General features: G+C 51.4%; 16 protein-coding genes and 1 pseudogene. 10 read left to right on the forward strand and 7 right to left on the reverse strand.

Annotation, left to right across the window (positions count from 1 at the left end; translation table 11 throughout):
- Positions 1-31 precede the first annotated feature (31 nt).
- Complete coding sequence (locus QNH99_RS05655; RefSeq protein WP_410517387.1) at positions 32-976, forward strand: ATP-grasp fold amidoligase family protein; 945 nt, start codon at positions 32-34, stop codon at positions 974-976.
- Here QNH99_RS05655 and QNH99_RS05660 read toward each other — a convergent pair.
- The 3 genes from QNH99_RS05660 to QNH99_RS05670 form a co-directional block, all read right to left on the reverse strand.
- A complete protein-coding gene (locus tag QNH99_RS05660) occupies positions 973-2,040 on the reverse strand; it encodes an ATP-binding protein (RefSeq protein ID WP_410517388.1) in 1,068 nt (355 codons plus the stop codon). The two genes, QNH99_RS05655 and QNH99_RS05660, sit on opposite strands and share 4 nt — an antisense overlap.
- A complete protein-coding gene (locus QNH99_RS05665) occupies positions 2,037-2,735 on the reverse strand; it encodes a response regulator (protein WP_063880659.1) in 699 nt (232 codons plus the stop codon). Before QNH99_RS05665 ends, QNH99_RS05660 begins: the two co-directional genes overlap by 4 nt.
- 210 nt (positions 2,736-2,945) lie before the next feature.
- On the reverse strand, positions 2,946-3,485 hold the full coding sequence (locus QNH99_RS05670) for a GNAT family N-acetyltransferase (protein ID WP_096012755.1): 540 nt from the start codon (positions 3,483-3,485) through the stop codon (positions 2,946-2,948).
- A 682-nt stretch (positions 3,486-4,167) separates the two neighbouring features.
- Here QNH99_RS05670 and QNH99_RS05675 point away from each other — a divergent pair.
- Complete coding sequence (locus tag QNH99_RS05675) at positions 4,168-7,269, forward strand: multidrug efflux RND transporter permease subunit (RefSeq protein ID WP_410517389.1); 3,102 nt, start codon at positions 4,168-4,170, stop codon at positions 7,267-7,269.
- A 687-nt stretch (positions 7,270-7,956) separates the two neighbouring features.
- On the opposite strand, the gene ompC is transcribed toward QNH99_RS05675, so the two are convergent.
- Positions 7,957-9,057, reverse strand: a complete 1,101-nt coding sequence (ompC, locus tag QNH99_RS05680) for a porin OmpC (RefSeq protein WP_410517390.1) — start codon at positions 9,055-9,057, stop codon at positions 7,957-7,959.
- Between the two features lie 620 nt (positions 9,058-9,677).
- Between ompC and QNH99_RS05685 the strand changes: the two are divergent.
- Positions 9,678-9,835, forward strand: a pseudogene (locus tag QNH99_RS05685) (hydroxyacid dehydrogenase); the annotation flags it as partial.
- 46 nt (positions 9,836-9,881) lie between these two features.
- On the forward strand, positions 9,882-9,944 hold the full coding sequence (locus QNH99_RS05690; RefSeq protein WP_410516421.1) for a helix-turn-helix domain-containing protein: 63 nt from the start codon (positions 9,882-9,884) through the stop codon (positions 9,942-9,944).
- Here the strand turns inward: QNH99_RS05690 and QNH99_RS05695 are convergent.
- On the reverse strand, positions 9,934-10,839 hold the full coding sequence (locus tag QNH99_RS05695) for a LysR family transcriptional regulator (protein ID WP_410516123.1): 906 nt from the start codon (positions 10,837-10,839) through the stop codon (positions 9,934-9,936). The two genes, QNH99_RS05690 and QNH99_RS05695, sit on opposite strands and share 11 nt — an antisense overlap.
- Before the next feature lie 97 nt (positions 10,840-10,936).
- On the opposite strand from QNH99_RS05695, the gene QNH99_RS05700 reads away from it, so the two are divergent.
- Together QNH99_RS05700 and QNH99_RS05705 are read left to right on the forward strand one after the other, a co-directional pair.
- The gene (locus QNH99_RS05700; RefSeq protein WP_410517391.1) at positions 10,937-11,536 is read left to right on the forward strand and encodes an NAD(P)H oxidoreductase; all 600 of its coding nucleotides are present in this window, start codon (positions 10,937-10,939) and stop codon (positions 11,534-11,536) included.
- 90 nt (positions 11,537-11,626) lie between these two features.
- Positions 11,627-12,733: a right-handed parallel beta-helix repeat-containing protein gene (locus tag QNH99_RS05705; protein ID WP_410517392.1), complete on the forward strand. Its 1,107-nt coding sequence runs from the start codon at positions 11,627-11,629 to the stop codon at positions 12,731-12,733.
- A 187-nt stretch (positions 12,734-12,920) separates the two neighbouring features.
- On the opposite strand, the gene QNH99_RS05710 is transcribed toward QNH99_RS05705, so the two are convergent.
- The gene (locus QNH99_RS05710; RefSeq protein ID WP_013026830.1) at positions 12,921-13,319 is read right to left on the reverse strand and encodes a winged helix-turn-helix transcriptional regulator; all 399 of its coding nucleotides are present in this window, start codon (positions 13,317-13,319) and stop codon (positions 12,921-12,923) included.
- A gap of 102 nt (positions 13,320-13,421) precedes the next feature.
- On the opposite strand from QNH99_RS05710, the gene QNH99_RS05715 reads away from it, so the two are divergent.
- Positions 13,422-14,435 (forward strand): zinc-dependent alcohol dehydrogenase family protein, encoded by a 1,014-nt coding sequence (locus QNH99_RS05715; RefSeq protein WP_410517393.1) that lies wholly within the window; start codon positions 13,422-13,424, stop codon positions 14,433-14,435.
- 193 nt (positions 14,436-14,628) lie between these two features.
- Here the strand turns inward: QNH99_RS05715 and QNH99_RS05720 are convergent, their stop codons facing one another.
- Complete coding sequence (locus QNH99_RS05720) at positions 14,629-15,297, reverse strand: ATP-dependent Clp protease proteolytic subunit (protein ID WP_109717479.1); 669 nt, start codon at positions 15,295-15,297, stop codon at positions 14,629-14,631.
- A gap of 633 nt (positions 15,298-15,930) precedes the next feature.
- On the opposite strand from QNH99_RS05720, the gene licT reads away from it, so the two are divergent.
- The 3 genes from licT to QNH99_RS05735 all read left to right on the forward strand — a co-directional run bounded on the left by licT (position 15,931) and on the right by QNH99_RS05735 (position 20,166).
- Positions 15,931-16,764, forward strand: coding sequence for a BglG family transcription antiterminator LicT (gene licT, locus QNH99_RS05725; RefSeq protein ID WP_218995997.1), 834 nt, complete (start codon positions 15,931-15,933; stop codon positions 16,762-16,764).
- A 132-nt stretch (positions 16,765-16,896) separates the two neighbouring features.
- Positions 16,897-18,759: a PTS beta-glucoside transporter subunit IIABC gene (gene bglF / locus QNH99_RS05730; RefSeq protein ID WP_410517394.1), complete on the forward strand. Its 1,863-nt coding sequence runs from the start codon at positions 16,897-16,899 to the stop codon at positions 18,757-18,759.
- A gap of 12 nt (positions 18,760-18,771) precedes the next feature.
- On the forward strand, positions 18,772-20,166 hold the full coding sequence (locus QNH99_RS05735; RefSeq protein ID WP_410516128.1) for a glycoside hydrolase family 1 protein: 1,395 nt from the start codon (positions 18,772-18,774) through the stop codon (positions 20,164-20,166).
- Positions 20,167-20,465 lie beyond the last annotated feature (299 nt).

Consider the following 20,465-nt stretch of genomic DNA (forward strand, 5'->3'; position numbering starts at 1 on the left):
TTATCATCCTGCCACTTTCGTGGAGGATGAAATGAATACGCTGAACTACATCGCTAAATATGTGGAATATAACCTCAAAGTCGCGAGGTATTTCCTCATCAATGACACACGTTTTCATACGCAACGACTGCGCACGTTGCTAAACAGAGAGCCGAATCTGATTCATCCTGTCACGCTGAATGAAAAAATGTGCTATCGACTGATTTATGACAGAAACCCGCTTTATACGCAGTTGGCAGATAAACTCGCCGTGCGTGAATATGTGCTCAGCCGAACCGATGAACTGATGATCGCGCCGTTAATTAATACCTACAAAAACACCAGAGATATTGATTTTAACACCTTGCCAAATAGCTTCGTTATTAAGTGCAATCACGACAGTGGCAGCACGATAATTTGCAAAGATAAAGGTACGTTCAATACGCAAGCCGCGTTATTAACGCTGGATTTGGCCATGAAGAAAAATATGTATTACTGCACACGAGAATGGCAATACAAAGACATCGTGCCGACCCTTCTTTGTGAGGAATATATTGAGCTGTTCGAGGGGCGGGACAGAGGCACGACGCCTGAAATGTTGCGCATCCACTGCTTTGCGGGTTGTGCGAGTTTTATTGAAGCCGACTTCACCGATGAGCAGGGCAGGGAATATGTGAATGTCTACAACAGAAAATGGGAACTGCAGCCATTCCAGATTGAGTATCCCAACCATCCTGCTTCGATACCGGAACCTGCGCTGTTCTATCGCGCACTCTCTGCTGCCCAGGCGCTGGCAAAAGACATTGACTACTGCAGAGTGGATATCATGCTCAAAGACGACAGCCTGTATTTCAGCGAAATAACCTTAACGCCCCAGCGCGGCAAGCTCAAAATCCTGCCTCAGGAATGGGATGCTAAGCTCGGCGCGATGTGGCAGCAGCAGGCGTACCATAAAACCCACCGCTTTCCTTCCAGCCCAGCGGTGGATCTACGCTAAAGGGCAACGGGCCAGCGCAGTAAAAACAGTGAACCGCCCTGAGAGGAGGTCTGATAACTGATGTCGCCACCGTGGGCCTGCATAATGGCCTTCGCGACCGATAAACCCAGCCCACATCCCGCAGGGTTTATCGCCCGACCCGCCGTGCCGCGTTGAAACGGCTCAAACATATGACGCTGGAAATCCTCGGGCACGCCGGGGCCAGCATCTTCCACCTCAATAAAAAACGTGTTGTCCTGGTGTCCGCTGCGCACCCGGATGACGCCCGGCGTGGCGTAATTAAGGGCGTTATCAAATAAGATGGTCAGGCACTGAATAATCCGCAGCGGATCACATTGCGTAACGGCAGTATTTTGCTCAATGATCAGGTTAAATCCCTGCTCGCTAAACTGATGGCAAAACGAGGCGCTAACGTTCTCCAGCACGTCGTTAAAGGCGACGGGTTTAACATCCAGCATAAAAGAACCGCCTTCTGCCGCCCCCACAACGCGTAAATCGTCGATAAGCCGGGATAATCCCTCAGTCTGTCGCAAAAGACTTTTAAACAGCTGCGGATCGGGCTCAAATACCTCTTCTACCAGCCCCTGTAGCCTGCCGCGTAAAATCGTGACGGGCGTTCTGAGTTCATGGGCAATGGCGGCATTCCAGGACTTGCGTTCGTTATCCAGCGTCTGCAACTTTTCTGCCATTTCGTTAAAGTCTCTGACCAGAATATTGACCTCACCAAGGCGGCTCCGACTGTTAGCGGCGCGGGCACTTAAATCCCCCTGAGAAATGCGGCGTAAACTGGTGGCAACGGAGCTGAGTGGATTCAGTATTTTCGCGGAGAGCTTAAAAGCAAAAAGTAAGGCAATCAGGAAGCTGATTACAGAGCTGATCGCTATCCAGACCCAGTCAAAGACCGTCATGCTTTCACTGTTACTGGCGGATAAACCGCCGGGGAAATTATCGATGATAAAGCTGTAGAACAGGTAGGAGCCCACCACGGCGACGATAATGATAGTAAATGTCAGAGACAGCATAAACAGGAGGATTTGCCGACTGAGCGCTTTGTCTTTGTTCACTTCTGTTCACCCAGGCGATAGCCTATTCCACGAATACTTTCTGGCACGCCGGATAAGCCACAGCTTTCAAATTTTTTACGTAACTTGCTCATATGGCTGTCTACCGTTCTGTCGAGCGTATCGCTTTCGGGCAGGCAGGCATTAAGCAACTCTTCGCGGCTAAAGACTTTACGGGGATATTTTGCCATGTGCGTGAGCAGCTTAAATTCTGTGGTCGTCAGAACGGGTGTAAACGTCTGTCCATCGCTATGGATCTCAACAGAGAACTCATCGGGATAGATGGTCATAAAGCGGGTTCTTATCAGGGTTTGTGGTGGGGCCTGCGTTTTGGCTCTGCGCAGAACGGCTTCGATGCGGGCGACCACTTCCGACGGGTTAAAGGGCTTAACAATATAGTCATCGGCACCCAGACGAAGCCCCATCAGTTTATCGATATCCTGATCCAGCGCGGTAACCATAATCACCGGCGTGTTGCTGTCTTTACGCAAGGTGGAAAGCACGTTCCAGCCATCTATTAACGGCAGTTGAATGTCCAGCAGCACCAGGTCAGGCTGTAAGCTTTTGATTAAGGCCAGGGCGTTTTCGCCATCTGCCGCATGTACGGCTTTCATTCCGGCGCGTTTGATGTAACTGATTAAGATATCAGAAATTTCAAAGTCATCCTCTGCCACCAGGATTAGATTATCGTTACTCATAACGCCCTCAAGATGAATAAAACCTGTTGCGGATGATGAGGGCAGCACAGTCAGACATTAAGCTCGCCCTTGCATCAGGAACATTACGCCTGTCAGTACAGGCAGACCAGCAAAAGCACCGGGCCGGGCAGCAGAATAAAACGACCTGCCTGCCATTCGCACACCGCGAGGTGACCGGGTCGCGCGGTGATGCGGCGACGGGGAAGGCTATCAGCGTCCGCACCACTCTTTCTGCAAGATGGCGAAAATCAGCGTGTTTTCATAAAGGGTTATGCCGTCATCATCAGTAAATGACACATGCTCTTTGAAACAGCCCTCCAGCCGCATTCCCAGACGCTGGCATAACTTTTGCGATCCGTCGTTATAATCCGCAACGTAGGCGTAAATGCGCCTCACATTTTTCACCTTGAATAAGTAATTAAACAGGCAGGTTGCGGCTTCCTGAGCAAAGCCATGACCGTGATATTCAGGATTAAGATACCATCCCACGCTCATTGTCTTCGCGTCAGGCTCGTCGTCGTTAGAGGCAAAAAAATGGCCAATTAAGGCATCCGTCTGTTTCAGACACAGGGCAAACTGCGTCGCGTCGCGGCTTCTGTTTTTTGCTTCCTGCACGGCGGCGGCAAAATCCTCCAGCTTCTCATCCAAAAAACAGGCTGGATAAGGATCGGATAAATACGCAAACAGGCCCGCCGCATCCTGTTCCATAAATTTTCTGATGATTAACCTTTCGGATTCGGCTATTTTCATATCAGATTTTTCCCGGTGAAATAGACAGGAGGGTTATTTTTGTCCTGTGCTGTATTAATCTGTTTAATGAATGAATTTTGGCGTATATTACGTCCTGCGCTTTTAAGTTGTCTATCTAATATATTACTTTATGAATAAATTTTTTTAACTTTTACGCATCCATACTCTCTCCATAAATTTTACATAATAGGTCATTGTTAACGGATTACACTCCGGAATAATGCGCATTATTAGAGAGTATGTGTGATGACGCCCCGGAATTTAATAAAATTAAACTTTTGTGTTTTATTTTTGTTACTGTTCGCCACCGGTTTAAATCCCGCAACAGTTTTATCACAACATCCTTATATGACCGTTCAGGGGAAAAGCGTCATAGCGACGCCGTACCGCCCTGTGAAACCCCTCAGTCGTTCTGCCGGGCGTACAGCCCAGAAAACGCTCTGGGAAGCGGTGGCTACCCATGCACTGGCCTGCCGGGGAGGCCGCGCAACCCGGCTTTTATATAAGGCTGCTCTGCGCCGACTCAGGGAGCCGTGAACGCATACAGCAGGCAAGCCAGTCACGATGATGTTGGTTTGACAGACAACGTTTTACATCAGAGATCACGCGAGGGCGCGTGAATAACAGCACAACAGATGAGGGCTTTGGCCAGCATCTTTCTTTTGTTTAGTCAGGGTAAATCATGCCTCAGTTTTTTATTAATCGACCCATCTTTGCCTGGGTAATTGCCGTCTTTATTATCTTGTTTGGTCTGCTCTCCATTCCAAAATTGCCTGTCGCACTTTACCCCTCGGTCGCACCGCCAACCATCAGCATTAACGCTTCTTATCCAGGCTCGACGCCGGAAAGCATGAATAACAGTGTGGTGGCGCTGATTGAGCGCGAGCTTTCATCGGTTAAGCATGTGCTGTATTACGAATCGTCCAGCGATACCAGTGGCATGGCGACGATAACGGTGACCTTTGCGCCAGGCACCGATCCGGAACTGGCCCAGGTGGACGTGCAAAACCGCATCAAAGTGATTGAGTCGCGGCTGCCGCAGGTCGTGCGGCAGAATGGACTGAGCGTTGAAGCCTCAGGTGCTAACTTTTTGATGATCGTCGGACTGACGTCGAAGGACGGCAAGCTTACCGAGGCCGATCTCAGTGATTATTTTTCCCGTAATATTTCCGAAGAGCTTCGTCGGGTTGAGGGCGTCGGTCGCGTTCAGCTGTTTGGTGCAGAGAAAGCGATGCGAATCTGGGTGGACCCGGTAAGGCTTAGCCAGTATCGCCTGACCATCAGCGATGTCAGTCGGGCCATTACTACCGAAAATACCCAGATTGCGCCCGGACGTACCGGCGACTCGCCAGCGGTTGCCGGTCAGCAGGTTAGCTATCCATTACTGGTTAAAGGACAGCTTGGTTCACCGCAGGAGTTCGCGAATATCACCCTGCGCGCAAATCCGGATGGCTCACGCGTGGTGCTGAGCGATGTGGCGCGAGTGGAACTCGGCTCACAAACGTACAGTTTTGCCAGCCGTGAAAACGGACATGTTTCGACCGCCGCGGCTATCCAGCTTTCGTCCGGCGCAAATGCGGTAAAAACCGCAGAGCGGATCAAACTCCGCCTGAACGAGCTGAGGCAGGCAATGCCAGAGGGCATGGCTTACAGCATTCCTTTTGATACCACGCCGTTTGTGAAGATCTCTATCGAGAAGGTGATTCATACCTTTATAGAAGCCATGATTCTGGTCTTCCTGGTGATGTACCTGTTCCTGCAGAACGTTCGCTATACCTTTATCCCTGCCATCGTTGCGCCCATCGCCCTGCTGGGCACCTTTACCGTTATGCTGCTGGCCGGTTTCTCGGTCAACGTGTTAACCATGTTCGGTATGGTTCTGGCGATAGGGATTATCGTTGACGATGCGATAGTGGTGGTTGAAAACGTCGAGCGAATCATGGCGGAAGAGGGGCTCGGTCCAAAAGAAGCGACGCAAAAGGCGATGAAAGAGATAACCGGTGCGGTAATCGGTATCACCCTTGTGCTGAGTGCCGTCTTCATTCCCATGGCGATGGCCAGCGGTTCCGTCGGGGCGATTTACCGGCAGTTTACGCTCTCCATGGCGGTTTCCATCTTAATCTCTGCCTTCCTGGCGCTCAGCCTGACGCCTGCGCTGTGCGCCACGCTGTTAAAATCCACTGATAAGCATGCCCATCAGAAAAAAGGCTTTTTTGGCTGGTTTAACAATAAGTTTGCCGCCATGACTCACCTTTATGGTCGCGGCGTAAGCCGCTTATTAAAACGGGTGGGCGGCGCATTAGGGGTTTATCTGGCCCTGTGTCTGCTGCTTGTCCTTGCGATGAAAAACCTGCCTTCTTCGTTTCTGCCGGAAGAGGACCAGGGATTCTTTATGACCTCTATCCAGCTACCGTCAGACGCTACGAGTGAGCGCACGCTAAAAGTGGTTAAAGCGTTCGAACAGCAGGTGCTTTCAAGCCCCGCTATCCAGTCAAGCATCGCGATTATGGGGTTCAGCTTTGCGGGGTCCGGCCCCAACTCCGCCATGGCCTTCACGACGTTAAAAGACTGGGGCGAACGGCAGGGGGCCACTGCCTTTTCCGAAGCCGAACGTGCTCAGAAAGTGATGTCGGCTAATCCCGACGCGGATACCTTCAACCTCATCCCGCCGGCCATTGACGGACTGGGTAATTCATCGGGTTTTACCCTTCGCCTGCAGGATCATGCTGGTAAAGGTTATGCAGCGCTGAAACAGGCGGAAGAGCAGCTACTGGCCCTGGCGGCGAAAAGCCATGTGGTGCGGGATGTGTACGTTGACGGTTTACCCGATGGGCAGATGATCAGGCTTAATATCGATCGGCAAAAGGCCTTTGCCATGGGGGTTTCTTTTGACGAAATCAGCCAGACGCTGTCCGGTGCGATGGGGTCGCTTTACGTTAATGATTTCCCAAACAGCGATCGTATGCAGCAGGTCATCATTCAGGCCGACGCGAAATATCGTATGCAGCTCGACGATATACTCGGATTGTATGTCCGTAATGCGACGGGCGGGATGGTTCAGCTCTCTGAATTTGTTCATGCCGAATGGGAAACAGCACCGCTGCAGTTAGTCCGCTATCAGGGCTATCAGTCCATAAAGATAAACGGCAACCCCGCACAGGGATATTCAAGCGGCGATGCGCTTAACGAGATGAGTCGCCTGGCTAAACAGCTGCCCGAAGGATTCGCGATTGAGTGGACCGGTGGCTCGTTGCAGGAGCAGCAATCGGCTTCCGAAGCGCCGATGCTGATGGTGCTGTCCATGCTGGTGGTGTTCCTGGTGCTGGCAGCCCTTTATGAGAGCTGGTCGGTCCCGGTCTCCGTTATGCTGGTTGTGCCGCTTGGGCTGCTGGGCGCGGTCATTGCCGTCAGCCTGATGAATATGCAGAATGATGTTTTTTTCAAAGTCGGCATGATCACCATCATTGGACTGTCCGCAAAAAATGCCATTCTGATTGTCGAATTTGCTAAACAGATGCATGAAGGGGGAAAAGGGCTGGTTGAGGCAACGCTGGAAGCTTCGCGTATGCGTTTACGACCTATCCTGATGACATCACTTGCTTTCACGTTAGGCGTGATGCCATTGATGCTGGCAAGCGGGGCCAGTGCCAGAACGCAGCAGGCGATTGGCAGCGGCGTGTTTGGCGGCATGATCAGCGGCACGCTGCTGGCAATATTCTTTGTACCGCTGTTCTACTTTTCCGTTATGAACGTCACAGAGAAGTTGGCGCGTAAAAGGTCTTAACAGTCCTTGAAAAACGGACGTGATGGCAAGCCTGAACCCGGTATGCTGTCGCGTCCTTTCCGTCTGCATCGCAGCCAGGCCTGCCATAAAAGTATAAAAAACCGTTCGAGAGCCTCATGCTATACGGCTCGGCCTGTCCGGTGGGCTGTGGTGATATGGATTACCACGATTGGCGGCGTGCGTTTATGAAGGCGAACGCCCCATCGCTAAAACGGGCATAGTGTCCGGTCAGTCACCAATGTCACCAACGTCACCGAAGTCATCAAAATGCAGGTTGTGTCTCGGTGGCGATTTCAGCCGCTAAAGCCAGACGACGGAGCTCATCTTTCATCAGGGCAGGCTGTGTCCGGGGAATAAAGCCGCTGGCGCAGAGAGTGCGTATAAACGCTGGCGGGCCGCCACAAATACGCTTTGCCGCCTGAAGACGAGGCGAAATGCAAAGGGACGCTTAACTGGCCGACGATGTCAGGCGCGCGGGTCGCTCAGGATACATGGCAATGCCGCCCGACCCTTTCTTGCACCGCGTGCAATGGCAGGCAGACATATCCAGCCTGTCGGCCTGCAGGAGAAACTGACACTTTCCACACAGGCAATGTCCGCTAAACCTTTGCAGGGCTTTCCTCTTTCACCTGAGTGAATACAAAAAAGCCAGCCCACAAGAGCTGGCTTTGTATGAGTAAGGTCTTATCAGAACTGATAAACCAGACCTACAGCAACGATATCATCCGTGGAGATACCGGCTGCTTTGGTGAAGTCATTGTCATCCAGCAGGTTGATTTTATAATCGACAATCGCTGACATGTTTTTGTTGAAGTAATAGGCCGCGCCCACGCCCACGTATTTCACCAGATCCTGGTCGCCAAAATTGCCTTCAATATCTTTGCCTTTGGACTGCAGGTAAGCAAGGGTTGGACGCAGGCCAAAGTCGAACTGGTACTGCGCGACCATTTCGAAATTTTGCGCTTTGTTAGCGAAACCGATGGCACCATCACCGATGCGGGTGGCGTTATAGGTCTGAGTGAACTGCGCTGCCAGGTAAATATTATTGGCATCATATTTCAAACCGCCGGTATAGGTTTCGGCATTATCACCTTCACCCAGTGTCATACCATTTTGGTCCAGAGTACGTTTGGAGTGAGAATAGGCCAGACCTGCGCTGATACCGTCCCAGAAGGTATAGGTTACAGCCGCACCGTAGCCATCACCATTTTGCTTCTGAGCATTACGCCCGTTATTGGTGGCGCCTTCTCCGCTATTGCCCCCGTTTCTGCCCTGATACTGCAAGGCAAAGTTCAGGCCATCAACCTGACCGAAGAAGTCGGTGTTACGGTAGGTCGCCAGGCCGTTGGCACGCTGCTGCATAAAGTTATCAGAACCGTAAGTGTCGCCGCCAAACTCAGGTAACACATCGGTCCATGAGGTCACATCGTAAACCACACCGTAATTACGGCCATAGTTAAACGAGCCATAGTCACCGTATTTCAGACCTGCAAAGCCCAGGCGGGTCCATGACTGATCGTTGTCACTTTCCGTTTTATTAGCCTGCATATTGTATTCCCACTGACCAAACCCAGTCAGTTGATCGGTAATCTGCGTCTCGCCTTTAATGCCCAGACGAGCATAGGACTGATCACCATCTTCACCTTTGTCATCTGAGAAATAATGTAAGCCCTGTACTTTGCCGTACAGATCAAGTTTGTTTCCATCTTTGTTATAAACTTCAGCAGCATTTGTTGTACCTGCTGCTAACAATGTAGTTACTGCCACTGCAACTAATTTAAGTTTCATGTGAGAAGTCCTTTTATTTATCTTTTGTATTTACCTGAGCCATTGATGAATGAGGCGCGCTTAAATGGCTCACTACTTTTAAATGACAATGCGGTACGAATTCAATAATAAGTTTCCTGTGCGTGCGACTTATTTATCTTTATATGATCTGGATCTATGTGAGTGGAACTGTATGTTATCATTGTGTTTTTTAATTGCTTCTCTTGGTTGGTTTGTTTTTTTAATGTCTTTGTTGTTTTTTTAATATGGTTTTTTATGATTTTATTTTGGTTGGGTGGTTATTTTTACTTTGCGGTGTTTTTTAATTGTTTTAAATGATGAATGGACGGGTTAATTTCCCGCTCCATATGTAAGTGAATGACTTAATGGTAGGTTGGGTTGTTAGGTTGGTATTATTGAATGGTGGATTTTATGTTGAAATGAACGAAGATTGAAGTCGGTATTCAATATTGATTTTTTAAAATAAATATTAAAAAATTTGGCAATGGACATAAACGCATCATTAGTTGCCAGTAAAAAATATATTAGCGAATTGCGCTCTGTTGTTTCCCCTTATATTTTTGCTGAGGTGCAAAAGAAATGCTGAGTTCAACACAGGAGATCATTAAACGACGTATAAGATTTTGCCCTCTCAGGAAGTATGGCGGAAGGGCGCGCCTGTTTAGAAAGTCGAGGCTATGAACTGATTACGGGTTCAGGGATGGGAGAGGAAGATATCATTCGAGATATCTCTGGCTGTGACGGCATTATCGTTCGTCTTTCAAAAATGTCCGATCGCGATGTGATCGACAAAGACGCACTGCTGCAGATCGCTCGCCTCAACCATGCTCGGCATCAGCCCGACAACCCTGTGGCGTAAGTTAAAAGAGTACGAGCTTAGCGGCTGAACGCGGCTGACGAAGCGTCTTTGATGTAGTCAACAAATGCCCTTAACGCCGAGGACATATAATGGCGGCTGGGATAGTAAAACTGCAGGCTGGGCTGTTCGGGTAACCATGCCTCCAGCACCGGAATCAGCCGACCGTCCGCCAGGTAAGGTTTAACCTGTTCGTGATAAAGATAGCCCATTCCCGCGCCGCACAGCACGGCATCAAGCTGAGAGTCCATATCATCCAGTACGATATTACCGCCCGGAAGTATCTCAAGCCTGCCTTCCGGGCCGCCGAATTCCCATTGATAAATGCGACCGCTGCCGTGACGAAACATCACACATTGATGATTAACGATGTCACGTGGGTGCGCCGGGGGCGCATGGCGGGCGAAATAGTCCGGCGTGGCCACCACAACCAACTTAATTTTGGGGCCGACAGGAAGGGCGATCATGTCTTTTTCAACCCTGCTGCTGAGACGAATGCCTGCGTCAAAACCCTCTTTAACGATATCCACCAGCCGGTCTTCTGTGGTGATTTCCACGCGGATATCCGGGTAAAGCCGACTGAATGCTGCCACCAGCGGGATTAACACCATGCGCGAGGCCAGACGCGAGGAATTAATTTTCAGTGACCCCATTGGCGTCTGACGAAAACAGTTAGCCTCATCGAGTATCACATTGATTTCATCAACGGCCGGGCGCAAACGTTCAAACAGATTTGCACCCGCTTCCGTGAGTGCAACGCTTCGCGTCGTACGGTTGAACAACCGAATTTTCAGCCGCTGCTCCAGCTGCTTTATGGCATGGCTAACCGCCGAGGGCGACAGGCCCAGCTCGTCACCGGCCGCGCGAAAGCTTTTGTGGCGGGCGACCGCGATAAAGGTCGCGAAGTCATAAACGTTCAGTTTCATTAGTGAAAATCTCTCATTAACCCATCTCAAATCATAGGTTTCACACAGTAATGTGGCGAGCGTAATGTGAGTGCCTCAACACAAGATGAGGTGAAAGATGAAACCAGCAAACCTGTATATCGTTTGGTCACATCCCCGTGCCGATTCACTCACCGCACAGATGGTGGCGAGCCTGCGCCATCGGGCGGAACAACGGGGCGCGCATGTTAAAACGCTGGATCTCTACCGCAGTGGCTTTGATCCGGCGATGCGGGAAGAGGACGAACCAGAGTGGGAAAATCCCGCTAAATGCTACTCGCCACAAGTCCATCGCCTGTTCAACGAGCTTAACGATCGGGATGCCATTATTTTTGTCTTCCCGTTATGGTGGTACAGCTATCCCGCCATGTTAAAAGGCTATCTGGAACGCGTGTGGAACTATGGTCTGGCCTACGGTGAAAACAGCGCGTTAAAAGATAAAAAAGTACGCTGGCTGGCGCTGGTCGGCGGTTCTCAGCAAACCTTTATTAAATACGGCTGGGAGAAAAACATTACGGATTACATGATGGGCGTTACGGACTATCTGGCGATCGGTGACGTGGAGGTTCATTTCCTCTATAACACCCTGGGGGTGGAGGAGACGATTGAGGACAGCCACTCGCATTATGAGCAACTGTTTGCACAAGCGCGGGCGGTCGTAGACAGTACCATTGGATAAAACATGGCAGGGCGATTGCTGCCCTGCAAAACGGCGTACGTGACAGCCTGGCCTGTATCGGCGGTCGGGCGTCGACAGGAGATGACCAAAATGAAAATAGCCATAGCGGGCCTGTTACTGATATCCGGCTCTGCCATTAGCGCGGTGAGCAGTTGCGATGTTATTGGTGGTGGGGCGCAGTATCAGGAGCGTCTTACGCCGGATAACGTCGCCCACTATGTTACTGTCCGCACTTTCGATGCGTTGAAACAGGCTGTCGACAGCAATCATCCCTTCATCTATGTCCCGGGTGATGTCACCATCACGGTGCCGAATCAGCCACAGGCTTTGCGCATCAAAGCCGGGCAGACGCTTTTTAGCAATCGTGGTGAAAAAGGCAGTCGGGGCGCTTTATTACAAACGCCGCGGCTCAATGACGGACTTAATCAATATCCTGTGTATGTTGTTGAGGCTAAAGCAAGGATAACCGGGCTGCGTATTGAAGGCCCCTCTGGACAACCGAACACGCCGAATAAAACGATTGGTATCCAGTTTTTACCCGGCACCGATCATATTGATATCGACAACAATGAGATTTATCACTGGCCGTGGGCCGGGATTAGCGTAAAAACGTCCGTCGACAATAAAATTCATCACAACGTTATCCACGATAATATCCGTACCCAACTGGGCTACGGTGTGGTGGTACAAAATGGCCACGCCCAGGCCGATATCTACTGCAATACCTTTAACGCTAATCGTCATGCTATTGCCGGAAAAGGCGATGACGGTGAGGGCTATCATGCTTATAACAACCTTGTGCTCAATGGCGGAGCACGGGGCGCTTACCATCAGTTTGATATGCACAAGGGCGCGCAGGGCCACGGCGGGAAAAACATCATCATAAACAATAATCTGTTTGATTATGGCCGCTACGGGACGTCAAACCGAGGCAGTGTTTATATTCGAGGTGTACCGACCGACGGGCCGGTTAGCGTTAACGACAATCTGTTTACCCAGCCCTGGACGGTAGGCTCGCAAACCGCAGTGGGTGGTGTGCCTGGCTCAATCCCGCCGGTTGAGGAGATTAAACGCCACAATCGTTTCAGTGTGGCGGCACATTACAGCAAAGATGCGGCCGGATTTTGTGTTGTCTCCGTGACAGAGCACAGGATGCCGGTGAACTGTGAGTCGGTTGCTTCTGTGCTTGCGAAATAATCGATGGCGAGGCTGCACAGAAAACCGGTCATCGGTTGCTGCGGGCCACATTCTGATGTGGCAGATGGAAACGCACTAAACGACTGAACCTCACCACGGGCGTTTCGGGTTCCTCCCCATGATATCCTGCGGAGGAACCTGTCCAGCGTCAGTCATAACAGGTTTCGGGGTCAGCGCGCACGACCATTCATTGTGCTTCAGCCTCGGACGTTTCCGGCACAACGGCGGGGTTTTTTTTGCCTAATAAGGCCAGCGCGTGTTGCTCTCCCCACTGCTTTAACAGCCCAAGCAAGGGCGCAAGCGAAGCGCCTTCTTCGGTCATGCTGTACTCCACCTTCGGCGGAACTTCAGCATACACTTCGCGATGAATTAACCCGACGTTTTCCAGTTCCCGAAGTTGCCGCGTGAGTACCCGCGGCGTGATATCACCCAGCCGTCTTCTTAGCGCATTAAACCGCAGCGTTTCGTTTTGCAGGTGGTAAAGAATCATCCCTTTACCCTTGCCGCCAATCAGTTCCAGCGTGGCTTCAACCGGGCAGGCCACCGCATCGTAATTTTCATATCTTGGGGTTTTTACAGTATCCAAAATGTACCTATATCACCTAAATGACCGTATTTAATAAAATGCACATATGGTCTATGTTTAGCAACTGCTGATTAAGACATCCCTCTTTTAACGGAGAAAAGCATGAAAGCACTTACCCTTAAAGCACCAGGCGGCCTCAACAATATCCAAGTGTCGGACATCGCCGATCCGGGCCAACCGGGCAAAGGTGAGATTCGGGTCGCTATCAAAGCCGGCTCCCTGAATTTTCACGATCTGATTGTCGCGACCGGGCAGTTTCCAACCGAAGATGGCCGCATCCTGCTGTCTGATGGTGCAGGCGTTGTTGACGCCATTGGCGAAGGCGTTAACGATTTCCGTGTGGGCGATAGCGTGGTTTCGACGTTCTTTCCTGTCTGGCTGTCCGGCAAACCCACGGCAGACGTCGGTGGCTTCGCCCACACGCCAGGAGACGGCATTGATGGCATGGCCAGCGAATACGTGGTGCGTTCTGAGAATGCCTTTACCCATGCCCCGAAAGGCTGGACGCACACTGAGTCAGCCACGATCACCACATCTGGCCTGACAGCCTGGCGCGCCCTGATTACCGAAGGCAAACTGCAGGCCAACGATACCGTGCTGGTGCAGGGAACGGGCGGCGTGTCCATTGCCGCCCTGCAGATCGCCAAAGCGATGGGTGCCAGGGTGATCGCCACCTCCTCATCAGATGAAAAGCTTAAGTACGTTAAAGCGTTAGGTGCCGATGAAACCATCAACTACCGCAGCACCCCGAACTGGGGCGATAGCGTCCTCGCACTGACCAACGGCGTGGGCGTGGATCATGTTGTTGAGGTGGGCGGCCCGGCGACGCTGGGCGAGTCACTGAAAGCGGTCAAAATCGGTGGGCACATCACCCAAATCGGTATCATTTCCGGCGATGAAGCAACGCTGTCCATTCTGTCTGTTCTGGCGAAGCAGGTCAGCATTAAAGGCGTGATCGTTGCCAGTCGTCAGGACCAGATTGACTACGTGAAGGCGCTGGAAAGCATGAACCAGAAACCGGTTATTGACCGGACGTTTAAATATGACGATATTGCCGAGGCCTTCGCCTGGCAGCAGAGCGGCTCGCATCTGGGCAAAATCTGTGTTGAGTGGTGACAGGTAGATAAAGTGGGCAGGTAAGCCATGTCCTAAAGGGCGAAAACCTGCATGTCGTCTGTCAAAAAAGGGTGCATATGCTGTGCACCCTTTTCAACAAAACCCCCTGCACAGCAAGGGGAAATGAGCGGTGTTGTCATCCAACGGCTCGAACCTTGTCTGACTTGCAGGCTCAGCCCCTCTTCATCATCTTTTAGTCATTATCATGAATATAATACGCGGCATCAGCAGGCTGAAAATCGGTCATTTCGCCTGTGGCGATGCCCGTGGCTAATGCCTGCTTGTTGTCCAGCAGCTTATGGTTATCTTCACTGTAGGTGATCTTTTCAATCTGCTCATCAGTGAGGTGGGTGCAGGACTGATAAATCGTTTTTATCACGTTCCGGTATCTGCTGGTAAATTCGCTTTTCTCGTCCAGCATATTTTCACTGACATTGCTACGCGGCGGGTTTCCAACGGTTGGCGCATGCAGTAAGAAAATGCTGTCACCCATAACCTGCCTCTTTTGTGCGCCGCAGTAGATCATCGTTGCCGAGGACTCAACGGAGGAGGCGTTCACGGTCGTAACGGGAATGGGGGAGTTTTTAACGACCTGATAACCAATTTTCCCGGCATCAATGTCACCACCGGGGCTGCTGATATAGAGCAGCACCTGCGTGGCTGATTTATAATTCTGACCGATCTCATCGAGCACGGATGAAAGCGACATCACCTTATTAAGCGTGACCGCGCCGGTAAAAAACACCTTTACGGATTTAACCGTATTTGGCGGGCGTTTGCCGTCAACGACTCTGTTGATAGCAGCCAAAGAGGGTGCACTGATCGTAATAAACAGGGCCGCTATCAAAGCGTTATATTTCATTGTTGAATCATCCCTCCGTTTTTTTCATTTCTTATCAGCCACAGGGATTTTATGCAATGCCGATTCGTTTGTTGCAGGGCTTTGTTACCCTTTACTATATTTCTCATTATTATTTATCAGGCATTTTTAATTATTAGGGTGCGAATTTTTTTTCCTCGCGATATTAATAGTAATAGCGTGAATCCCGGAATACCTGATGCTTAACACTGTTTTGAATATCGCGAAACCTGTTATCAGTGAACACCTGCGCCTCTGAACGGAGTGCTGTTACCTGAAAGCAAATAGTGGCGCATGGAGGATAATCCAGTTGTCGGGTGATTGCCGGATAACCGTGAATGCGTTGACCAGGCACGTTCGACGCGTGCACTGAAGGCGCTCTCAACACAAAACGCTGTCGGTGTCGGTCAGGTCATCGATTCGCGCCTTATCCTGGGTGTATTTTCGCCTGTCTGCGCTCGCGTGCAGTGAAAACATGAAGAGACCTTCGCGCGACATCACGTTTTTAGTGGCGGTGTATTGAGGCGCAAAATGAAACTGATAAGATGCCTTTTTTGGATTGTTACTGCTGCGGCAGGCAAAACCTGATTTCCTGGCCTGTGCCGGAAGTCGGGTTTTTTTGTTTCTGGGGTTCTGATGAAAATCGCCAAAATACTTAATAACAATGTGGTGGTTGTTCTGGATGAGCACGGGCGTGAGCAGGTTGTTATGGGCCGGGGGCTGGCGTTTCAGAAACGTGTGGGTGAAGCGCTGGACAAGCAGCGTGTAGAAAAGGTGTTTGCGCTGCAAAACGATGAGCTGGTTCATCGCCTCGGGGAGTTACTCAACCAGATTCCGCTGGAGGTGATGACGACCTGCGATCGCATTATCGAACGGGCAACACAACAGCTGGGGAAATTGCAGGACAGTTTGTACATCACCCTGACCGATCACTGCTACTTTGCGATTGAGCGACAGAAGAAAGGGCTGGCGATTAAGAACGTTCTGCTGTGGGACATCAAACGGCTTTATCCCAGGGAGTTTGCATTAGGGCAGGAGGCCAGGCAAATCATTGCCAGCCGTCTTCATACCGAGCTGGACGAGGACGAAGCCGGTTTTATCGCGCTGCATCTGGTCACCGCGCAGCTCAACAGTGAAATGCCAGAAGTGATGCACGTGACGCATGTTATGCAGGAAATCCTGCAACTGGTGAAATATCAACTGAAGCTGGATTACCAGGAAGAGTCGCTCAGTTATCAGCGCTTTGTGACGCACCTGAAATTTTTTGCTCAACGCATGTTAACGCGCACCGTGGTGCCGGATGATGATGTTTCACTGCATTCGGCAGTCAAAGACAACTATGCGAAAGCCTGGAAATGCGCGGAGAAAGTTTCACAGTATCTACAGCAAAGCTATCAGCGCGAACTGACAACGGAAGAGATTATGTTTCTTGCCATTCATATCGAACGGGTAAGAAAAGAGGCGCATTAAGCCTTATTAACACAGGATTGTAACTGCATTGCGCAGGCAAAACCTGAGCGCGGCCCATGACACACAAGGGGGCCGTTCTCAGGTTTTTTTATTTTTAACAGATGCCAGCGGCATCGCTCTGAGGACATCAACATGAAATATCAACCGTTGGCCAGGGATATTCTCAGCCACGTCGGCGGCAAAGAGAACATCATCAGTCTGGTGCATTGCGCCACGCGTCTTCGCTTCCGGCTCAAAGACCATCATCAGGCGGATGTTGAAGGGCTCAGGCAGCATCCCGATATCATCATGGTGGTAGAGAGCGGTGGACAGTTTCAGGTGGTGATCGGCAACCACGTTCACGAGGTCTGGCTGGCGGTATGTGATGAAGCGGGACTCACTGACGAGACGCACGACCACAGCGATGATAAGGCTGAAAAGGGGCATTTTTTTGGCCGCCTGATTGATGTGATCTCCGCTATTTTCACGCCGTTTATCGGCATTCTTGCCGCCTCCGGTATTTTGAAAGGGCTGCTGGCTCTTGCGGTGGTGTGCGGATGGCTGACCACCGACAGCGGCACCTACAAAATCTGGTTTGCCGCCAGCGATGCGTTGTTCTTCTTTTTTCCGCTGGTGTTGGGTTATACGGCCGGTAAGAAGTTTGGCGGTAATCCTTTTATTACCCTGGTCATTGGTGGCGCGCTGACGCATCCGATGATGCTTGAGGCTTTTCACGCCAGTCAGCAAGCCGGGGCGATAAGCGAGTCATTTCTTGGCATCCCGATTACCTGGTTCAACTATAGCTCCTCTGTGATTCCCATTATTCTTGCTGCATGGGTCAGCTGCTGGCTGGAAAAGCAGGGCAACAGGCTGTTGCCCTCATCGATGAAAAACTTCTTCGCGCCGCTGATCTGTATTGTGGTGACCGTGCCGCTGACCTTTCTGGTTATTGGCCCGGTGGCGACGTGGCTCAGCCAGTTGCTCGCGAATGGCTATCAATGGATCTACGAACTGGCACCGTGGCTGGCCGGCGCGGCAATGGGCGCACTATGGCAGGTCTGCGTGATTTTTGGTCTGCACTGGGGCCTGGTTCCGTTAATGATCAACAATCTGGCGGTGCTCGGTTATGACTCAATGCTTCCCATGTTACTGCCCGCCGTGATGGGCCAGGTGGGCGCCACGCTGGGGATTTTTTTACGCACCCGAGACGCCCGTCAGAAAATGCTGGCGGGATCGTCGATCATGGCCGGCATCTTCGGCATTACCGAGCCTGCGGTGTATGGCGTGAATCTGCCTTTGCGGCGTCCGTTTATCTTCGGCTGTGTCGCAGGCGCGATTGGCGGAGCCATCGTGGGATTCAGCCACGCGCACGTTTATTCATTTGGCTTTGCCAATATTTTTACCATCGCGCAGATGATCCCGCCTGGTGGCGTCGATATGACGCTGTGGGGCGGCATCGTCGGTGCGCTGGTGGCATTCGTCCTGAGCGGTGTGCTGACCCTTGTGGCTGGCATGCCCAAAACGCTGGCGCCCGATCTTCCAGGCGTTCTGTCTGTCGAGAAGAACGAGGTGCTGGCACCGATGACGGGGACGGTGTTAGCTCTCGATCAGGTGCCTGATGCCACGTTCGCCAGCGGCGTGATGGGTAAAGGCGTCGCCATTATTCCAGCCGATAACCAGGTTATTGCGCCCTTTGCGGGCGAAGTCGCCTCGCTTTTCCAGACGAAACACGCCATTGGCCTGCTGAGCGATAGCGGTATTGAAGTGCTTATTCATGTCGGCATCGACACCGTCAAACTCGAAGGGAAACCTTTCACCGCCCACGTAAACGTCGGCGACAAGGTGCAACCTGGGGACATTCTGCTGACGTTTGATCGTCAGGCCATGCTTGCTGCCGGATTTGATCTGGCAACGCCCATCATTATCAGTAATAGCGACAGCTTCGACACGGTGACCGTTTTGTCCTCTTCCGCTGTGGAGGCGGGAATGCCGTTGCTGCGCGTCAGTGACCACTAACAGGAGAGTCAGATGAAAACATTTCCAGAGACATTTTTGTGGGGCGGCGCGCTTGCCGCTAACCAGGTAGAAGGCGCGTATCTCAAGGATGGTAAAGGCTTGTCCACCTCTGATGTACAACCACAAGGGGTTTTTGGCCCGGTTGTCGAACGCGTGGCGGGAGACAGCGGCATCAAAGATATCGCAATCGATTTTTATCACCGCTATCCCCAGGACATCGCACTGTTTGCCGAAATGGGGTTTAGCTGTTTACGCGTTTCCATCGCCTGGACGCGCATTTTTCCCCATGGCGACGAGGCGCAACCTAACGAGGCGGGCCTGGCTTTTTACGATAAGTTGTTTGATGAACTGGCAGCACACAACATTACCCCTCTGGTCACGCTGTCTCATTACGAGATGCCGTGGGGGCTGGTTAAACAATACGGCGGCTGGGGCAATCGCAAGGTCATCGGCTTTTTCGAACGTTATGCCCGTACCGTTTTTACCCGCTATCAACACAAGGTGAAGCTATGGCTGACGTTCAACGAAATCAACATGTCGCTGCATGCGCCGATGACAGGCGTGGGCCTGCCGGAAACCAGCAGCAAAGCGCAGGTTTATCAGGCCATTCACCATCAGTTAGTGGCAAGCGCGTTAGCCGTTAAAGCCTGTCACGAGGTCATCGCAGACGGCAAAATTGGCAATATGCTGCTGGGTGGGCTGGTGTATCCGCTCTCCAGCAAGCCCGAAGATGTTCTGAAGGCGCTGCAGGAAAACCGCACCTGGCAGTTCTTTGGAGACGTGCAGTGCCGGGGCGCGTATCCCGGCTACATGTTGCGCTATTTTCGTGAAAACGCGATTGAGCTGGATATCACCGACGCAGACCGCGATGCGCTGATGTCGACCGTGGATTTCATCTCCTTCAGTTACTACATGACCGGTTGCGTGACCACCGATGAAGAACTGAACAAGCAGGCGCGGGGCAATATTCTGAGCATGGTGCCCAATCCTCATTTGAAGAGTTCAGAGTGGGGCTGGCAAATCGATCCTGTCGGCTTGCGCACCTTGTTGAATACCTTATGGGATCGCTACCAGAAACCGCTGTTTATTGTGGAAAATGGTCTGGGTGCCAAAGATACGCCGGATGCGAACGGTATGGTTCAGGATGATTACCGCATCAATTACCTCAATGACCATCTGCTGCAGGTCCGTGAGGCGATTGAAGATGGCGTGAATGTGATGGGTTATACCAGTTGGGGGCCGATCGATTTGGTGAGCGCGTCTAAGGCAGAACTGTCTAAACGTTATGGTTTTATCTATGTTGATCGCGATGATTCCGGGGCCGGGACATTGGCACGCAGTCGTAAGAAGAGCTTTTATTGGTATCAGAACGTGATTGCCTCTAAAGGTGCCTCGTTGAAAGCATAACGACCTTCAGGCTGGTTGAGGCTAATCCATCGTGTCGCCTCAACTTGCCTGCCATTCTTCGCGCCGCTGGTGGCGAGCGTTAACCAGTAGGCCATTCTCTCTGTCGTATTATCCCGCACAGGGCCAAACCCCATTTGCGGGAAGGCTCTGCCTGCTTTTTCTCTGCGGCTTATCCCCACGTAGCTACAAGATCACCGCCTGAAAACTCCTGCAGCGTCACATATCACAACTCGTGCAGCTACCTTTTTGTGACAAATCACACAACCTCATAACATTTACCTGCACAGGGAAAGGTTTAC

The sequence above is a fragment of the Pantoea allii genome (genome assembly GCF_046529425.1).
In the GTDB taxonomy this organism is placed as follows: Bacteria; Pseudomonadota; Gammaproteobacteria; order Enterobacterales; family Enterobacteriaceae; genus Pantoea; species Pantoea allii.